16 protein-coding genes are annotated in these 17290 nt (G+C 64.1%); 14 read left to right on the plus strand and 2 right to left on the minus strand.

Annotated elements, in window-relative coordinates; translation table 11 throughout:
- Window positions 1-595: 595 nt before the first annotated feature.
- Both phbB and CDV46_RS23850 read left to right on the plus strand, forming a co-directional pair.
- Entirely contained in the window at window positions 596-1339 is a 744-nt protein-coding gene (gene phbB, locus CDV46_RS23845; protein WP_087725387.1) for an acetoacetyl-CoA reductase, read from the plus strand.
- Window positions 1340-1391: 52 nt separating this feature from the next.
- Window positions 1392-1979, plus strand: coding sequence for a hypothetical protein (locus CDV46_RS23850; protein WP_087725389.1), 588 nt, complete (start codon window positions 1392-1394; stop codon window positions 1977-1979).
- 179 nt (window positions 1980-2158) lie between these two features.
- Here the strand turns inward: CDV46_RS23850 and CDV46_RS23855 are convergent, their stop codons facing one another.
- Window positions 2159-2884, minus strand: a complete 726-nt coding sequence (locus CDV46_RS23855) for a phosphatase PAP2 family protein (RefSeq protein ID WP_254916198.1) — start codon at window positions 2882-2884, stop codon at window positions 2159-2161.
- Between the two features lie 298 nt (window positions 2885-3182).
- Here CDV46_RS23855 and CDV46_RS23860 point away from each other — a divergent pair, with 298 nt between their 5' ends.
- The 8 genes from CDV46_RS23860 to tam all read left to right on the plus strand — a co-directional run bounded on the left by CDV46_RS23860 (window position 3183) and on the right by tam (window position 10745).
- Window positions 3183-4361: an acyltransferase family protein gene (locus tag CDV46_RS23860; protein WP_217896765.1), complete on the plus strand. Its 1179-nt coding sequence runs from the start codon at window positions 3183-3185 to the stop codon at window positions 4359-4361.
- A 117-nt stretch (window positions 4362-4478) separates the two neighbouring features.
- Window positions 4479-5471 carry a sensor domain-containing diguanylate cyclase gene (locus CDV46_RS23865; RefSeq protein WP_087687996.1) on the plus strand — a complete coding sequence of 331 codons (993 nt, stop codon included), beginning with the start codon at window positions 4479-4481 and terminating at the stop codon, window positions 5469-5471.
- Window positions 5472-5667: 196 nt separating this feature from the next.
- Window positions 5668-6588: a M23 family metallopeptidase gene (locus tag CDV46_RS23870; RefSeq protein WP_176399174.1), complete on the plus strand. Its 921-nt coding sequence runs from the start codon at window positions 5668-5670 to the stop codon at window positions 6586-6588.
- Window positions 6589-6816: 228 nt separating this feature from the next.
- Window positions 6817-7737, plus strand: coding sequence for a metallophosphoesterase family protein (locus CDV46_RS23875; RefSeq protein ID WP_087687995.1), 921 nt, complete (start codon window positions 6817-6819; stop codon window positions 7735-7737).
- A gap of 43 nt (window positions 7738-7780) precedes the next feature.
- Complete coding sequence (locus tag CDV46_RS23880) at window positions 7781-8152, plus strand: cupredoxin domain-containing protein (protein WP_217896766.1); 372 nt, start codon at window positions 7781-7783, stop codon at window positions 8150-8152.
- Between the two features lie 198 nt (window positions 8153-8350).
- Complete coding sequence (locus tag CDV46_RS23885; RefSeq protein WP_176399217.1) at window positions 8351-9004, plus strand: RNA polymerase sigma factor; 654 nt, start codon at window positions 8351-8353, stop codon at window positions 9002-9004.
- Window positions 8991-9887: an anti-sigma factor family protein gene (locus CDV46_RS23890; RefSeq protein ID WP_087687785.1), complete on the plus strand. Its 897-nt coding sequence runs from the start codon at window positions 8991-8993 to the stop codon at window positions 9885-9887. The genes CDV46_RS23885 and CDV46_RS23890 overlap by 14 nt, the downstream gene beginning before the upstream one ends.
- 42 nt (window positions 9888-9929) lie before the next feature.
- The gene (tam, locus tag CDV46_RS23895) at window positions 9930-10745 is read left to right on the plus strand and encodes a trans-aconitate 2-methyltransferase (protein ID WP_087725397.1); all 816 of its coding nucleotides are present in this window, start codon (window positions 9930-9932) and stop codon (window positions 10743-10745) included.
- Here the strand turns inward: tam and CDV46_RS23900 are convergent.
- Complete coding sequence (locus tag CDV46_RS23900) at window positions 10676-12007, minus strand: chloride channel protein (protein WP_087725399.1); 1332 nt, start codon at window positions 12005-12007, stop codon at window positions 10676-10678. The genes tam and CDV46_RS23900 overlap by 70 nt on opposite strands.
- Before the next feature lie 559 nt (window positions 12008-12566).
- Here CDV46_RS23900 and CDV46_RS23905 point away from each other — a divergent pair.
- From CDV46_RS23905 to CDV46_RS23920, 4 genes are read left to right on the plus strand one after another with little or no spacing between them, the layout of a single operon-like run.
- Window positions 12567-13094 carry a Csu type fimbrial protein gene (locus tag CDV46_RS23905; RefSeq protein ID WP_087687782.1) on the plus strand — a complete coding sequence of 176 codons (528 nt, stop codon included), beginning with the start codon at window positions 12567-12569 and terminating at the stop codon, window positions 13092-13094.
- Between the two features lie 13 nt (window positions 13095-13107).
- A complete protein-coding gene (locus tag CDV46_RS23910; protein WP_254916199.1) occupies window positions 13108-13851 on the plus strand; it encodes a fimbrial biogenesis chaperone in 744 nt (247 codons plus the stop codon).
- Entirely contained in the window at window positions 13838-16315 is a 2478-nt protein-coding gene (locus CDV46_RS23915; RefSeq protein ID WP_176399175.1) for a fimbria/pilus outer membrane usher protein, read from the plus strand. Before CDV46_RS23910 ends, CDV46_RS23915 begins: the two co-directional genes overlap by 14 nt.
- The gene (locus tag CDV46_RS23920; protein WP_170935918.1) at window positions 16312-17280 is read left to right on the plus strand and encodes a Csu type fimbrial protein; all 969 of its coding nucleotides are present in this window, start codon (window positions 16312-16314) and stop codon (window positions 17278-17280) included. Before CDV46_RS23915 ends, CDV46_RS23920 begins: the two co-directional genes overlap by 4 nt.
- The last annotated feature ends 10 nt before the right edge of the window (window positions 17281-17290 follow it).

The raw sequence follows: 17290 nt of genomic DNA on the forward strand, positions 1-17290 counted from the left end.
CGTCGACCGTCCGACCGGCGCCGCCCGTGGCTCGCACGGGCAAATCACCAGTCAAATCAGCAAGATCCAAATTAAATCTACGGGCGATGATATATGGATTGCGAGCGACCTGCAACGGGCGTCGGTGCCCCCTGTGACTATCGATAGGGAGCGCCCATTGGGAATGTTGACCGGGGCCGGTGAAAGGTCAACCGGCGAATTGTTTTGGAGTACGATCACTCGTACGAGCACTAAGGCGCGGTCACTCATCGTATGCAAAAAAGCTGATGATGGCGAGCCGCAGCGAGGCCCCCGAGCGGGCCCCCGGTTGGAGACAAATTGTCGCAATCGAGGAACGTTGTCACATGCGATGAGTCGCACTCGAGCCAGTTGCAACGACTGGCGACGTCACGAGATGCGGCGGTCCGGCGAATCACGAAGACCGGCATGCCGAGAAGTCGGCAATACCGCTTGATCACCATTTTTCGCGGGTTTGCGCGAGGTCAAGCACAGGGCACGCCGAGGCGTCGAATGCGCCAGCGGGCCGGTTTTTCCCGGCTATGCTGAATGTATCCGAAGTTTAACGATCCACAACGTTAACGAGAGACGGATAGCTATGACAACACGTATTGCATTGGTGACAGGCGGCATGGGCGGATTGGGAGAAGCGATCAGCCTGCGTCTGGCAGACGCCGGATATCGCGTGGCAGTCACCTGTTCTCCCCAGAATCACGATTGCGAGGGCTGGGTTTCCCGGATGCGGGAAATCGGGCGGAATTTTGAAGCCTATCGTGTCGATGTCGCCGATTACGCGTCGTGTGAGGGCTGCGTGAAAGCGGTGGAGTCCGACACCGGTCCGGTCGACATTCTCATCAACAATGCGGGCATCACGCGTGACAGCACGATGCGCAAGATGACGCCGGAAGACTGGCAGTCGGTATTGCGCACCGATCTGGACAGCGTATTCAACATGACGCGCCCGCTCTTCAGCGGCATGGTCGCGCGCGGCTGGGGCCGCATCGTCAATGTTTCATCGGTGAACGGCAGCCGTGGTGCGTTTGGTCAGGCGAACTACGCCGCCGCCAAGGCGGGCATGCACGGTTTTACCAAGTCACTGGCGCTGGAAGTCGCGAAGTCGGGTGTGACGGTCAACACGGTTTCGCCCGGGTATCTCGCCACCAAGATGGTCACGGCGGTGCCGCAAGATGTGCTCGAAGCGCGCATCCTGCCGCAAATTCCGGTGGGCCGGCTCGGGCGTCCCGATGAAGTGGCGGCGCTGGTCGCGTTTCTCGTGTCCGACGACGCGGGTTTTATCACTGGCAGCAATCTGGCAATCAACGGCGGTATGCACATGGAGTGAGTCGCGCACGCGCCGTGCTCACATTCACAGGTGTTTATTCAGGAGAGTCAAGATGTCCAAGGAAACGAATCCGGCATTGGCATTGGTCAAACTCGGCACGGCAAGCACGCTGGGGGCTTACGGCATCATGCTGGAAGCTGCGCAGCGCATGCACCAATTGCAGGCACAGCGCGATACCGAGTTGCTCAAGGCCCATGCCGAAGCCGCCAAGACGCTCGGCGGCGCGCAGGATTTCAACACGTTGATGACCGCGCATCTGCAACTGCTTAACGGCCAGCTCGCGCAACAGAACGAGTTCTGGCGCGAGTGGCTGGCCGTATGTGCCAACAATCAACTGCTGTGGGCCGAGCATTGCCGTACCACGGGCGAGGAGTTGCAGCACGGCATGGCCGGCGCGATGACGCTGCCCGATCTGATCGGTGCGGGGACCGCAGCCGGCGAAGCGGCCAAGGCCGTTGAGGCGCCGCTACAGAAGTGGTTCCAGGCCTTCAACGAGGCCACGCAGGGCACCATGGACGCGTGGCGCCGCATGTCGACGGAAGCCGCACAGGCGACCGAAGCGGCGGTGTCGAGTCAGTCGCCGCTCAATGGGCGTGTGCCGCCCAAGCGCGGCGGCCACGCTCATCGTTCGAGCACGTAAGCCCCGGGCGCATCGCCAAGATCGCGCCCCGGTGGTCAGGACGCGGCGACGCTCTCGCCGCTGTCCTGCGCCAGTAGCCACGCCCGCCACTTCCGCCACACCTGCCATGCCTGCCGCCACACGCGGTCCACGGCCATAGTGAATTCCTTTCCGACGAGCAATGCAAGGCCGCGAGTGCGTTAGCCTGCGGCCGCAGGCGCCACAGGGGTCGAGGTTTTCCCCGGCGTGGTGGATGGCGCAGTCGACGGCGCAATCGACGGTGTAATCGACGGCGTCACCGGCGGCACGACCGGCTTGCGTGCGTGCCAACTGGCCCGGCGGAACGGGTGATCGCGTCCCGACAGATTGAGTGCAATGTGGGTAATCCAGCGCTGCGTCGGCACGCGCTCGCCGTGCAGCCACATCACGAGTACGAAGAGGCTCGCGGCCATCGGCAACGTCTTGAGATTGGGGGCGTCGTCGTGGCGGGTCAGCCAGGCAAACGCTGCGCAGACGATGAAGCCCACGACACAGCCCGCGACGGCTTCCGACACCGAGTGCGCCGAGAGCGCCACCCGCGACACCCCGACGGCCACACTGCCGGCACTGGCGAGCGCCATGCCGAGCACGCGCCACGGCCACGCGAGCCGGCGCAGCAACAGCCACGCGATCACGGGATAAACCGTCGCCGCCAGCATCGTGTGGCCGCTCACGCCGGTGAAATCGAGCTCGCGCACCCCGAGCCCCCAGCCGAGAAACATGACCTTCGATGCCGCCACGACGAGTGCGCCCGCGCCGAACAGCGCGACCCAGATGAATGCGGTGCGCCACGCGCGCGCCGCGAGCAGCCAGACGGTGAGGGCGGCCGCCGCAGGCACGGTCACTGCGGCGCTACCGAAATTGGTGATGGTGATCCAGAAGTTCAACTTGACGACCAAAAAGCGGCCCGGAAGCAGGGGGCTTCGGGCAAAAACATTATCTTACGCGTGACGCTGCGCTCGGACCACAGTGCCGCCGGTCAAGGCAGCTGGCTTCGCGTCCGACTCGTCGCAGATCAATTCGTTCGAACGCCGACACGGATTCGTACTCAGGCAGGTTGCGAATGTTACGGCGATCGGCCGCGCGGTCGTGGCAACCTCATGAATCCGACGGGTTTCAGCGCACCAGCGGCCATAGTACGATGCCCGCTGATGTGGCCCCCGACGCATCGAATCAGGAGACTTCATGATGTTCAACGAAGCGAGCAAGACGGCACTTCCGCCGCCCTCGCGACCGCTGCCGCTGCGCAGCCGCAACGATGGCATCGACCTCTTGCGCGGCTTGTCCATTCTCTTCGTCGTGGTGCATCACCTCGCGCTTAGATTTCGCCTGCCGCTCGGTCCGAGCCTGTTCGGCGACGTGTTACCCAAGCGCATCATCGACGGTCTGAGTTTCAACGGCTACGAGGCCGTGTTCGTGTTCTTCGTAATTTCCGGCTTCGTGATCACGCGGCGTTCACTGGAGCGTTACGGCTCGCTCGACGCTTTTCGCTGGCGTAATTTCTATGCGTTGCGCGCGGTGCGCATCTTCCCGCTGCTCTTGTTGTTGCTGGCGGTCCTCGCCGTGATGCACTGGCTCGCGGTGCCCGGTTTCATCATCAACAAGCCCGGTCAGACGCTGGGCGGCGCGCTGGCCTCGGCGCTCACCATGACGCTGAACTGGTACGAAGGACGCACCAACTGGCTGCCCGGCGCGTGGGATGTGCTGTGGTCGCTGTCGATCGAAGAGTGTTTCTATCTGGCCTTCCCGCTGTTTTGTCTGGTCGTTCGCGGGCCGTGGCGTGTGCTGGCACTGATCGTACTGGCACTGTCATTGCCGTGGACCCGTGCGGCATTGCAAGGCAACGAAATCTGGCAGGAGAAGGCGTACCTGCCCGGTATGGCGGCGATCGCGTGGGGGGTGTTGACGGCACTGCTCATGCAGCGCGTGACGCTGCCACGCGTGTTGGCGCGCGTCGTGGGAGGACTGTCTTTGGCAGGGTTGCTCGCCGTCGTGTTCTATGGCGACGTGTTGGGGCGGCTGCTGCACGACCACATCATGTTGCTGCTCTGCGCAAGCGCTGCGTGCTGGCTTGCCGCCGCACATGGCTCGACCCGTGCCATGCCGCGCGGGTTTGGCTGGCTCACGGCGATGGGTCGATGGAGTTATGAAATCTATCTGAGCCACATGTTCGTGGTGCTGGCCGTCACGCCGGCGTATCTCGCGCTGATGGGCGGCGACATGCGCTGGACGTTCCTCGTCTACGTGCCCGTCGTGGCCATTTGCACCGGCCTCGGGGCGTGGCTGCACCGTTACGTGAGCGGTCCCGCCGCGCGGCGCATTCTGGGGCGCACGCCGTCGCAAATCGCCTCGGGCGCGGCGTAAACCTTCGTAATATCTCGAGCCCAACCGATTGGGTAAGCACGCGGCCCGATGGTACATTCTTGGTTTCCCGTACTTTGATGAACAGGACGCGTAGTGAGCCAGACCGTCGCCAATGTGATGCCCGAGAGTGCCACCCTGCTTGAGATCGTGCGTGCGCAGACCGAGATCGCCAAGCTCGGCCTCGACCTCGGTGGTGTGATGTCATTTGTTGCCGAGCGTGTGCAGGACCTGACCCAGGCCAACGGTGCCGTGGTCGAATTGGCCGAGGGCGACGACATGGTGTACCGCGCCGCGTCGGGCGTGGCCTCGGATCTGCTGGGCATGCGGTTGTCTCGCGACGGCTCGCTCTCCGGTCAATGCGTCAAGACCGGCAGCATTCTGCGCTGTGACGACTCGGAGACTGACCCCCGCGTGGACCGTGAGGCCTGCCGTCGCGTGGGGTTGCGTTCGATGATCGTCACGCCGTTGCGACACCTCGACACCACCGTGGGCGTGTTGAAGGTATTCGCGCCCACGCCGAGTGCGTTTCCCGACGCCGATGTGCGCACGCTTGAACTCATGAGCGAGCTCATCGCGGCCGCCATGTTCCACGCGGCGCGCTACGAGACGAGTCAGCTCTACCTGCAAGCCACGCACGACGCACTTACCGGCTTACCCAACCGTGCACTGTTCTACGATCGCTTGCGTCAGGCGATTCATCTGGCCATGCGCTCGTCGCAGCGGCTGGGCATTTTCAATATCGACATGGATGGCCTCAAGCCGATCAACGATCGGTATGGCCATCGCGCGGGCGACGCGGCCATTCGTACGGCCGCCGAGCGCATGCATGCGTCGGCTCGCCGCTCGGACACGGTGGCCCGCGTCGGTGGCGACGAGTTCGGCATGATCCTGCCGGGTCTGCATTCGCGAGAAGATGCCGAGGCGCATCGGCAGCGGTTGATGCAGCAAGTCGGTGCACCGTTTGAATTCGAAGGCAACGCGCTCGAATTGGGCGTGAGCGTCGGCATCGCCATCCTGCCCGACGACGGCACCGAAATGACGGCACTGATGGACCGCGCCGACGAAGCGATGTACGCCGTCAAACGAACTCGCACGACGACACGCGGCTAACCTGCCCGTAATTCGTCACTCACCCGCCGCTGACCTGTCCTTTCCCCCGGCACTCGCGTTAGGTCACTCATCGCGCGCGAATTGTCCCAAATACCACTGAATGGCACGCAACCTGCGTGCCATTTGCGTCTTTTCCCATCATTTCTCGCCAACAGCCCTCGTAGACTGCGCTGCTACTGTTCTCAGACCGCATGCTATGGATTTCGGACTGTTTGGCCGTTTGACCGTGGGCACTGGCCTGTGCGCGACGCTCGCTTTGCCGGGTGCCGTGCTGGCTGATGCTGGCGACATTCCCGCGATGCCCTGGCATCAGCGGCTGACTGCGCACGCTACGCCGATGCCGCATGCGGTCGCTGCCGGGCGCGCGCAGCTTCCCCTGTGCCACAAGGCGATGTCCATGTTTTTCGGACCGCCGGCGAGCGGGGTGAGCCATCAGCTTGTCTCGGCGACATCCGTGCATGCCGCATCCGCGCTGCACAAGGGGCATGCGCATGCCACGCCCGCGAGCAGGAAGTTCATGATGCCGGTGTCGTACGTGCGCGTCTCGTCGGCGTTCGGTTACCGTCGTCATCCGGTGCGCGGTGTCTGGCACGGTCACACGGGGGTCGATCTGGTCGCCCCCGCGGGCACGCAGGTGAAGGCGGCATCGCAGGGCGTGATCAAATTCATCGGCTTCGAGCGCCGGGGTTACGGCCGCTATGTCGTGATCGACCATCGGTACAACAGCGAGACCATCTACGGCCATTTGTCGTCGACATCGCGCGATCTGCGTGTCGGCACGAAGGTGAACGCGGGGCAGGTGATCGGGGCAGTCGGCAGTACTGGGATGGCGGCGGGGCCGCATCTGCATTTCGAACTGCGCCGTCATGGCCGGTCGGTCGATCCCATGCCGCTGTTGCGTGAGGCGGTGGCCGACGAACAGGACCACATGCCGCTGCGCCCGAGCGAGGCGTGTCTGACGGTGGCGTTTGCGCAGACACTGGTGCCGCACGCCAAGCGTGGCGCGGCATTGTTGCCCGCGTCACCGGTGCAACCCGAGCCTCCCGGACGCCCGCACGGCGGGGCCAGGTTCTTCGAAGAAGGATTCTCGGGAATAAATCGACGCGTCAACCCGTAATACAGGTGCCGGCACTTGCGAATGTCCGTCATCGTGATGGATGCGCCCCGGCCAGTATTGCGAGGGAGGTGCGTCATGAGCGATCGAACGACGGACGAAGCAAACCAAGGGGCCGGTAATGACCGCAATGCCGAGACGGCGGACCCAACGGGAGTCACCCGCGCCGACGGCACGGCCACGGCGGCCACGCCTGGCGGGCAGCCAGCCGCGCCATCGGATGCGCCGGGCATGTCCCGTCGCCGTGCGATGGCCTGCCTCGCGTGGGCCGGGGCGGGCATTCTGTGGACGCTCGACGGCGGCGTGCCACGCGGCGTTTCCTTCGGAACGCAGGCGCTCGCCGCGACCGATGCGCCTGCGGGCAACGCGTTGTCGTTCGTGCAGATCAGCGACAGTCATATCGGTTTCAACAAGGCACCCAACCCGGACCCCGCGTCGACCCTCCAGTCGGCGATCGATCGTATTCGCAGCGCGCCGCAACGTCCGGCCTTCATGCTGCATACCGGGGACGTCAGTCATCTCTCCCGCCCCGCCGAGTTCGACACCGCACAGCAAATCGTGACCGGCGCCGGCCTCGAGACCCATTACGTGCCCGGCGAGCATGACGTCATCGGCGACGATGGCCGCGCATTCTTCGCGCGCTTCTCCCCCGATACCCGTGGCCTCGGCTGGTACAGCTTCGATCAGAACGGCGTGCATTTCGTCGCGCTCGTGAACGTGCTCAACCTGAAAGCCGGGGGCATGGGATATCTGGGCGACACGCAGTTGGCGTGGCTCGCCAACGATCTCAAGGGCCGCTCGCACAGCACCCCGCTCGTCGTGTTCACCCATATGCCGTTGTGGACGGTCTATCCCGCGTGGGGCTGGGGCACCGACGACGGCGATCGCGCGCTGGCGCTGCTGCGGCCGTTTGGCTCCGTGACTGTGCTTAACGGGCATATCCATCAGGTGTTGCAGAAAGTGGAAGGCAACGTGCGCATGCAGACCGCCATGTCGACCGCGTTCCCGCAGCCTGCGCCGGGTGACGGCCCCGGCCCGGGCCCCAAGCAGGTCGACCCTGCGCAGTTGCGGCAGACCCTCGGTATCCGGCGCGTGGACTTCACCGCGCTCGACGGCACGCCGTTGCTTGCCGACACGACATTGGCGTCGTGACACTGCCCGGGCAGTGTCCGTTTATCGATTCAGGAGAGCCATCATGCGTTTGCCATCCCATGCCATGCGCCGTTTTTGTGCGGGCCTCGTCACCGTTTGCGCCGTCGTCGGCCTGCCGGCAAGTCCCGCGATGTCAGCGGGCGCCACGACGGCGACATCGGATCCCAACACGGTGCGTATCGACAACTTCACCTTTGCACCCGCCACGCTGACCGTTCCCGTGGGCACCAAGATCACGTGGGTCAACCGCGACAACGAGCCGCACACGGTCACCAGTCAGGCGAATCCGCGCGAGTTTGCCTCCGCAGCGCTCGACACTGGCGACACGTTCGTGCGCACGTTCGACAAGCCGGGCACGTATGCGTACTACTGCGCGATCCATCCGCACATGACTGGCGTGATCGTCGTGAAATGAGCTGCTGGCGCGCTGCGCGAGCGGCGAAGCGCAGATGTGTTTCAATGGACGCCATGGATGCCATCCAGCAGATGCGTCCTTTGCCAAAGCGGCTAACCCGGACACGCCGGTCATAGGGATCATGACAAACGTGCCCGACTTCGGGAGACCCCGGTGAGCGATGCCCCGAACACCGATCTGCCAGACCCGTCAGACTCGCTGAATCCGTCGGATGGGCGCGGCGCCAATCCTGCGGGCCGCTTCGAAGCGCTGGCGTTGCCGCATCTCGATGCGGCATACAACCTTGCCCGCTGGCTCTCGGGCAGCGCGAGCGACGCCGACGACATCGTGCAGGAGGCGTATCTGCGCGCGTTGCGGTTCTTCGACGGCTTTCGGGGCGAGAATGCCCGCGCGTGGTTGCTGGCGATTGTGCGCAACACTTGGCTCACCGAGTGGCGGCGGCGCTCCGATGCGGCGGATGGCACACCGTTCGACGAGACGCTGCACGGTCTGCATGGCGATACCCGGTTGCCGGGATGGGACGACGCCAGCGGCACCGACCCGGAGTTGATGGCAGTGCGGCGCGACGATTGTGCGATGGTGCGCGACGCGCTGGCGGCGTTGCCGGTCGTGTTTCGCGAGGTACTCGTGCTGCGCGAGATGGAGGACCTGAGCTATCGGGAGATCGAAACCATTCTTGGCGTACCGGCGGGCACCGTGATGTCGCGGCTCGCGCGGGGCAGGCACATGCTGGCCGCTGCCGTGCGCGCGAAGCAGGACGCCGGACGCGCCGCGGCATCCCCGTCGACCGCACAAGTCACACGTCTGCCCCTGGGCGGCAATCCACGCGGAGGACGCGATGAACAAGCCTGACGATCCTACCCATCCGAGCGATCCTGCGGAGCGCACCGATCCGGCGGGTTCCGTGAGTGGTACCCACTCGGAACGCACGTCGGCGCAGAGCGCGGAGACCACGCTTGGCAACGTGCTGCGCGACGGTTCGTTGCGGCATGCCGCGCCGTCGTCGCTGCGTGCGCGTATTCAGGCGGATCTGGCGCATGCGGAACAGCGTGCCGATGCGCGTGTGTCGCCGCCGCAATCCCCCAAGGCGGCTCAGCCATCGCCTTCACCACAATCGCCGCACGCATCGCCGTCATCGCAGACACCAACGAAACCGGCGCGTCCGCGGGACACCTCCGATGCGGGGTGGGGTTTTCGACTTGCACCTTGGTTCTTCGGCGGTGCGGGCGGGGCGATTCTTGGCGGCATGGCCGTGGCGATGGCGTTGCTCGTCGCGCGTCCGCCTGCGCCGCCGGAACCGGCAAGCGTGCAGACCGCCACGGGGCTGCAACCGCAGGAGATTGTCGCGAGCCATGTGCGCGCGCTGCTTTCGCAGCATCCGATCGATGTGATCTCGACCGATCAGCACACGGTTAAACCGTGGTTCAACGGCCGCCTCGATTACGCACCGCCTGTTGTCGATCTTGCTGAGAAGGGGTTCCCGCTCGCGGGCGGACGGCTCGATTACGTGGGCGGCCGCACAGTTGCCGTGCTCGTGTATCACACCGACAAGCATCCGATCGATCTGTACGTCTTCCCCGCGCGCGACAAGACAGCCACCGCACCGAGCCTGACCGGTGCCGACGGTTACACCATCGCGCGTTGGCGTCGGGACGGCATGACGTACTGGGCGATCACCGACGCCGAGGCATCGCATTTGCGTGTGTTTGTGGAGGCGTTGCAGGCGGCAAACTGATATCGTGACGACCTGTTCTCTGTGTCTCTGATGGAGTGAGTCATGACGCAAGCCTCGTCGTCCAATACCTCGCCGGATTCGGCCAAACCCGTGAATCCGGCGTGGCAAGCCTCGCAGTATGTGAAGTTCGAAGACGAGCGTACGCGCCCCGTGCGCGACCTCGTCGCCGCCATTCCGAATGCGCAAGCCGGCAACGTGGCCGATATCGGCTGCGGCCCGGGCAATTCGACCGAAGTGCTGGCTGAGCGCTATCCGACGGCCGACGTGCTGGGGCTCGATAGCTCGCAGGACATGGTCGACGCCGCACGCAAACGCCTGCCGCAATTTCGATTCGACGTGGTGGATATTGCGGGCTGGCAGGATGGCCCGTTCGACGTGATTCTCGCCAATGCCGTGCTGCAATGGCTGCCCGATCACGAGACGCTGTATCCGCACCTGATCGAGCGCCTCGCACCGGGCGGTTCACTGGCCGTGCAGACCCCAGACAATCTCGATGAGCCTGCGCACCGTCTGATGCGCGAAGTGGCCGCAGACGGCCCGTGGGCAGCAACGTTGAAGGGGGTGGAGCGTACCGCGCGCAATGGTGCGACGTTCTATTACCCGTTGCTCAAGGCGATGTGCTCGCGCGTGGACGTATGGCGCACCACTTACTACCACCCGCTCGCGGGCGGGGCACCGGCGGTAGTGGAGTGGTTCAAGGGCAGTGCGCTGCGCCCGTTCCTCGCGAAACTCGACGATGCATCGCGCGAAGCGTTTCTCGCGCGCTACACCGACGAGATTGCGAAGGCTTACCCGGCGCTCGCCGACGGCACGGTGCTGCTGCCGTTCCCGCGGCTCTTCGTGGTGGCCACGCGCTGATCGATCCAGCGGGCCGTGCAAGCGGCCCCGGCCACGGCCAGTAACATCGGGGCGAGAAAGTCCTGATTCACGTGTGTGAATTCGAGGGCGAGCACCACGGCCGTGATTGGCATGCGCATCGAGACAGCGAGAAATGCCGTGGCACCGATCAATGCCGCCGCGCCTAACTGCACGGTCATCGCCTCGGGCAACGCGCCGTTCCACACGCCGCACAACACCACGGCGAGCAATGCGCCGTTGGCCAGCCCCGGGGTGAGCAAGCCACCGGCTGCGCCAGCGCGCAGGCTGCTCCACGTGAAGACCACGCGCAGTGCGAGCAGGGCGAACGCGAGCGCGATCGTCAGTTCGCCATTGAACGCCAGGCCGGCCGGCCCTTTGCCGTTGCCCGGTAACTGCGGATACCAGGCAATCACCCACCCCAACACCATGAAGTTCGCCAGCGCGAACACCGGCAGACGCCAGTCACGCGGTGCCGTTGCGCGTGCGTTCTCGGTCAGCCGGGCGTAAGCCCACGCGGCGACACCGACGAGCGGGCCGCAAACGAGTGCCCAGACGATCAGCGGTGCGCTCACATCGAATACCGGAATCGTGTATTGCTGCTCGGCGCCCATGCCGATCCATGCGACAGCGGCGGCGATGGCTGACGTCGCGAACGCGGGCAACACGGCGCGCCACGCAAAGGTACCAAGCAGCACTTCGAGCACGAAGATCGCGCCGCCGAGCGGCACGTTGTACACGGCAGCCAAACCTGCGCCTGCACCACAGGCCACCATGAGTCGGCGCTGTTCGGGCGTGAGGCCTGCGCGACGCGCCAACTGATCGCCGATGAGCGAACCGAGCTCACGCGGTGCAACTTCCCGCCCGAGCGGCGAGCCCAGCGCGACGGTCACGATTTGCAGCAACGCATGCGCCAGCGTGCTGCCGACCGGCATGGCCCGTCCGCGTGATACGGCTTCCTTGATCGAGACGAGTTTGGCGCCGAACCGATATACGGCGAACCAGCCGAGACCGGCAACGACGCCGCAAAGTGTCAGCACGGCAAAGCGACGTTCGGGAGATGCCTCACTCACGCCGCTCAAAAAGCTCTGCGCGCCAAAAACGGTGTCGGTCGCGTAACCGAACGCGAAGTGTTGAACGACGTGGAGCAGGGCGGCGAGCAGGGTGCCCGCGACGCCCGCACCGACACCGGTCAGCAACGTGACGACGGCGAGCGTGGCGAGTGAGGGGGCGGCGACTTGCTGGGGCTCAGTGACCCGATGCATGGCCGGAGACGGCGTATGGGCGGGGGTTTGGGCGACTTGCCTCGAATTCATGATGCTGCGACTTCCGCTTGGGGGTGAGGGAATACCCGGAGTTTATGGCGCGACGCAGCATAAGTGAAATGAATGTTACGTTGTAATTTATGAATATTTCGTATGAGTTGGCGGCAGGTCAATACGTAAGCAAACGGGGAGTGTTGACTCGATCAGGTCGTCTCACCGCCGACGGGAGACGCTGGAAGATGAACTCGAAATGTTCCTCAACGCTTATCGCCTTTTGGACTTTTAACTGTCTCGGAATTTAATCGGAGAATAAAAAATTCTAGAGCGTGTATTCCCAACGCATGATTTGGAATTTCGGATCGGCAACCGACAGATTTTGTACGTGTAATTCGTCGCGATTTAAATACGTCAAATGATCAAGTGACACAAATTAAGTAGTGCGATGTACACTATGCGTTACGTAGTGCGATACACAATGTGTGACAAGTGGTGTGCGGCATCGGCAGCTGCATCGCCTTGTGCCCGCTAGGTACTTCCGACGTTTTGCGAGAAACCGACGATGAATAAACCAGCTGCGCGCATTACCCTTCTCATGGCAAGCCTTTTGCTTGTCCCGCCGCTGCCTGCGCAAGCGGCTATCTACAGCACAGGCACCGCTACCGCCACGTTTACCGTCACGCTGATCATCACGGCGGGCTGCTCGGTTACTGCCACGCCAATGAGCTTCGGGTCGCTATCCAATCTGAACACCGTGCAGACCGCCACGTCGACGGTCTCTGTGACCTGCACGAACACCACGCCGTACAACGTCGGGTTAAGCGCAGGTTCAGGTACCGGCTCGACCGTGACTGCACGGGTACTCTCCGGGGCTATCAACGGCAACGCGGCAACCATCGCGTACGGGCTCTATCAAGACTCGGGGCATGCGACGGTCTGGGGTACCACGCAAGGCACCAATACGCAGGCAGGCACCGGCAACGGCAGTGCACAGGCATTTACCGTTTATGGCCAGTTGCCGGTGTCAGCGGGCGCAATCCCTCAGCCGGACACGTACAGCTCGTCGATCACCGCGACCGTCTACTTCTAGCGGAGGACGGTCGATGACAGGTTTCCGCCTGCGCTGGGGCGCGATGCTCGCCGGCGGGTGTGCCGCCGCGCTCGTCTCGCTGTCTGCGGCCTCTGCCACGCTGCAAATTTCCCCCGTCACTGTGGAGTTTTCTGCCAAGCAGAATGCCATCGGCATGACGTTGAGCAATCCGGGCGAGACGCCCGTCTACGGACAGGTTCGGATCTATGCCTGGACGCAGGAAGACGGGGAAGACAAGCTCACGCCAACCGATGCCATCGCCGCCAGTCCGCCGATTCTGCGCATCGACGGCGGCAGCTCGCAGATCATTCGGCTGGTGCGTGTGGCGAACGCGTCACCCCAAGCCGAACAGAATTTCCGGCTGCTCGTCGATGAACTACCTGAGCCCGGACAGCCGGTCCAGAGCGGCATCTCGATCCGCATGCGCTATTCGATCCCTGTATTCGTGGTTCCGGCGACATCCTCCTCGAAGCCCGACCTGCGCTTCACACTCAAGCGCATCGACGGCAAGTGGCAGTTGGAAGCAGATAACCGAGGCGGCATGCGCGCGCAGATCGGTGCGACCCGGCTTGTCGATGCCGCCGGAAAATCGCACCCCGTGACCGATGGTCTGCTCGGTTATGCACTTGCGGGGCAGCGGCGCGTGTTCAACGTCACGTGGCCGGTCGACAAAGCGCCGGCGCAGCCGCTCGCGATCGACGCCGCGATCAATACGGTTCCCACACGCTTCGTCGTCCAAATCGATGGCGGTCCGTGAGCGCGCGCGTCTTGACGCGAACGCCCTCACGACTGCCCCGGCCACGGTCTCGACCCTTGCCGCTGTGTCGCCAGTACCGGCTGCCACGTCACGCCTATTCGCGAGATGCGGCAATCGCGCGAGCCTCCTGCGTCGCAAGCGGCAGGCCGCCCTGTGGGTGGCAAGTCTGTTCGCGGGTGCACTGGCACCCTTGGCCCCGGCATCGGCAACTGACGGTACCCCCGGTGACTACTATCTCGACGTGTCGGTCAACGGCGCCGCCACCGGCGCCATCGCCCACTTCATCATGCGCGACGGGCGTCTGAGCGCGGCGGCCGACGACTTGCAGTCGCTCGGCATCGACGTTAGCCAGTTGAGCATCTCGGGCGACACACAGGTGCCGCTCGATACGATTGGCGGCGTTCAGTACCGCTACGACGCGTCGCGGCAAAGCATCGATATCGCCGTGCCCGATGCCCTGCGCGTGCCGTTCCAGATCGGACGTGTCACGCCGCGCGCCGCGAATGCGATGACGTCGAAAGGCTTCGTGCTGAACTATGACGCGCTGGTCGAGCGCGACCGCATGACACGTGCGTCCAGTTGGACGGAGTTGCGGTACTTCCATCCGGGCGGCGTATTCAGTCAGACGGGCGTGTTCGACACTTGGCCGCAGAGTCAGACCTACCTGCGCTATGACACGTACTGGCGGCACGACAATCCCATCGAGATGACGACCTTGCAACTCGGCGACACGATCTCCGGCTCGCTCGCCTGGTCGCGCTCGGTTCGTCTGGCGGGCGTGCAATGGCGCAAGAACTTCGCCTTGCGGCCCGACCTCGTCACGTTCCCGGTGCCGTCCCTTGGCGGATCGGCCGCAGTCCCGTCGTCCGTCGACGTTTATCTCGACGGCATCCGGCGCTTTGGCGGCAACGTGCCTGCGGGGCCCTTCGTGATTCGCGAAGCGCCGGGGCTGATCGGCAACCTTCAGGCGAGCGTCGTCACGCGCGACGCGCTCGGGCGCGAGAGCGTCGTCAACGTGCCGTTGTACATCGATACCCGCATGCTCTCAGCGGGCCTGTCGAGTTACTCATTCGAAGTGGGCGCCCCGCGTGCGGACTACGGCTTTCGCTCATGGGGCTATGAACATCGCGTTGCGGCGTCGGCCGCGTATCGCTACGGCGTGTCGGATCTCCTGACAACGGAATATCACGCGGAAGGGTCTTCCGGCCTCGCGAATGCGGGGGTGGGCGCTTTGGTTTCCCTCTCCGGCTACGGTGTGCTGAGCGGGTCGCTGTCGGGATCGACGGGGCGGCGCAACGGTGGCCAGTTCGGCATCGGCTACCAGTATCTGTCGCGCAATTTCTCGTTCGACTCATTGTTCCAGCGCACCGCCGGAGATTTCCGAGACCTCGCCACACTGGGCGGCTCCGCCGTGCCGACCGCGATGGATCGCGTCACGGTGTCGTCGCCGTTCTGGGAGAACAGAACACTGTCGTTGAGCTACATCGGCATGCGCGGCCCCGATTTCCCGACGTCCCGGGTGATTTCAGCGAACGTCTCGTGGCCAGTGCGCTCGACGGGCTCGCTCAATGTCGGCGCGTATCGGGATATGGCCAACCGCCGCAGCTACGGCGTGTTTGCGATGTTCAGCTTCACCTTGGGCCCGAACACCGTGGGCTCCGTGTCGCTGGCTCGCCAGCAGGGCGCGACGCAGGCGCTTGCCGGCGCGACGCATACGCCCGATTACGGCGGCGGGTGGGGGTGGAACGTGCTCGGGGGTGTCAACGACAGTGTGCGCATCGGGCAGGCCCAGGCGCAGTATCTGGGCCGCTACGGGCAGGCGTCGGCGCTGGCACAGACCTACGACGGTCAGACGCGCGTCGGCGTCGGGCTGACCGGTGCTCTCGTTGCCATGGACGGTGGCGTCTACCCGGCGCGCCGCATCTTCGACAGCTTTGCGCTGGTCAAGACGGATGCGGATGCCGACGTTCCCGTCTTGCGCGAACAATTACCCGTCGGACGAACCAACAGTGGCGGCAGTCTCGTTATTCCCGATCTCAACGGCTATCAGACCAATCGCCTCAGCGTCGACACGACCGATTTGCCGGCCGACATGCGCATCATGCCCACGGCGCGCTCGGTGGTGCCTGAGACGGGCAGCGGCGTGCTGGTCTCGTTCCCGGTCCATCGCTACCGCGCTGCACTCATCACGTTGGTGCGCCCGGATGGCGCGCCGTTGCAATTGGGCGCGCGGGTCACGCACCGCGAGACCGGTGCGCAGATGATCGTCGGCTACGACGGCCAGACGTTCATCGACGGCTTGCTGCCTGAGAACACGCTCGTGGTGTCGCAGGATAACGGCACATGCGACGTGACGTTCACTTACGACCCTGTCGCGCAAGGCGCCATGGCCCGTATCGGACCGCTGGTCTGCACCCCCGAGGCCATCGTTGCGCCCCCTACACTGCCGAGGCGAGCCCGATGAAGCGCTTTCTCCTGCTCACGATCCTGATCATGACGGCCCTGTTCGCATCGCCGTCGGCGCAAGCACAGAGCTGCTCGTTGGGCGCGCCGAGCGTCGCATTCACGCCGTTCAGTCCAATCACGGGTGCCGCCGTGTCGACGACCGGCACGGTGCTGGTCACGTGCACGTGGCCCACCGTGAATCTGGTGCCGAACGTAAAAATCTGCGTGAATTTTTCGGCGGCAACGCCGCGGTCGCTGTCGAACAGCAACGTACCCAACACTATCGCCTACGACTTGTATACCGACAGCGGCTACGCCACACCGTGGGGAAACACGCCATCCACCGCGTTATCGACCACTTACAGCAACTCGATCCTCGGCTATACGGGCAGCACCAGTATCAACATCTACGCCAGAATCGGGGCGAACCAGACCACCGTGCCGACGACGGGAAACAGCAACACCGTCTACTCGACCACCTATCCCGGCAGCGATGTCACGATGACCTATCAGTTCTACCTGCTGTTTGCACCGGCGTGTGGCGGCACGGGTTTTTCGAACGGCACCACCAACGCTTTCACCGTCAACGTCACGGTCGTGAACAACTGCACGATCAACGCGACGGGCCTCACATTCGGGCCATCCTCCACGTTGCGCAACACGCTGACCGCGCAAGGCTCACTCGGCGTCCAGTGCACCAATAACGACGCCTATCAGATTCTGTTGAGCAGCGGCGTAAGCGGGCAAGTCGGGGCGCGCACCATGAAGGGTCAGTCGCTGGGCGCGACCATTCCGTACCAGCTTTATACGGACAACACGTATGCCGCGGCTTGGGGCGATGGCACGGGCGGTACGTCGACATATCTGGGCACCGGGACGGGGGCGTTGGTATCGATTCCCATCTACGGCCGAATTCTTCCGCAACCGTCGACACCCGCGCCGGATACCTACAAGGACACCATCACGGCAACCATTCAGTTCTGAACGCGCGTGC

Source organism: Pandoraea sp. PE-S2T-3 (assembly GCF_002179965.1).
Taxonomy (GTDB): Bacteria; Pseudomonadota; Gammaproteobacteria; order Burkholderiales; family Burkholderiaceae; genus Pandoraea.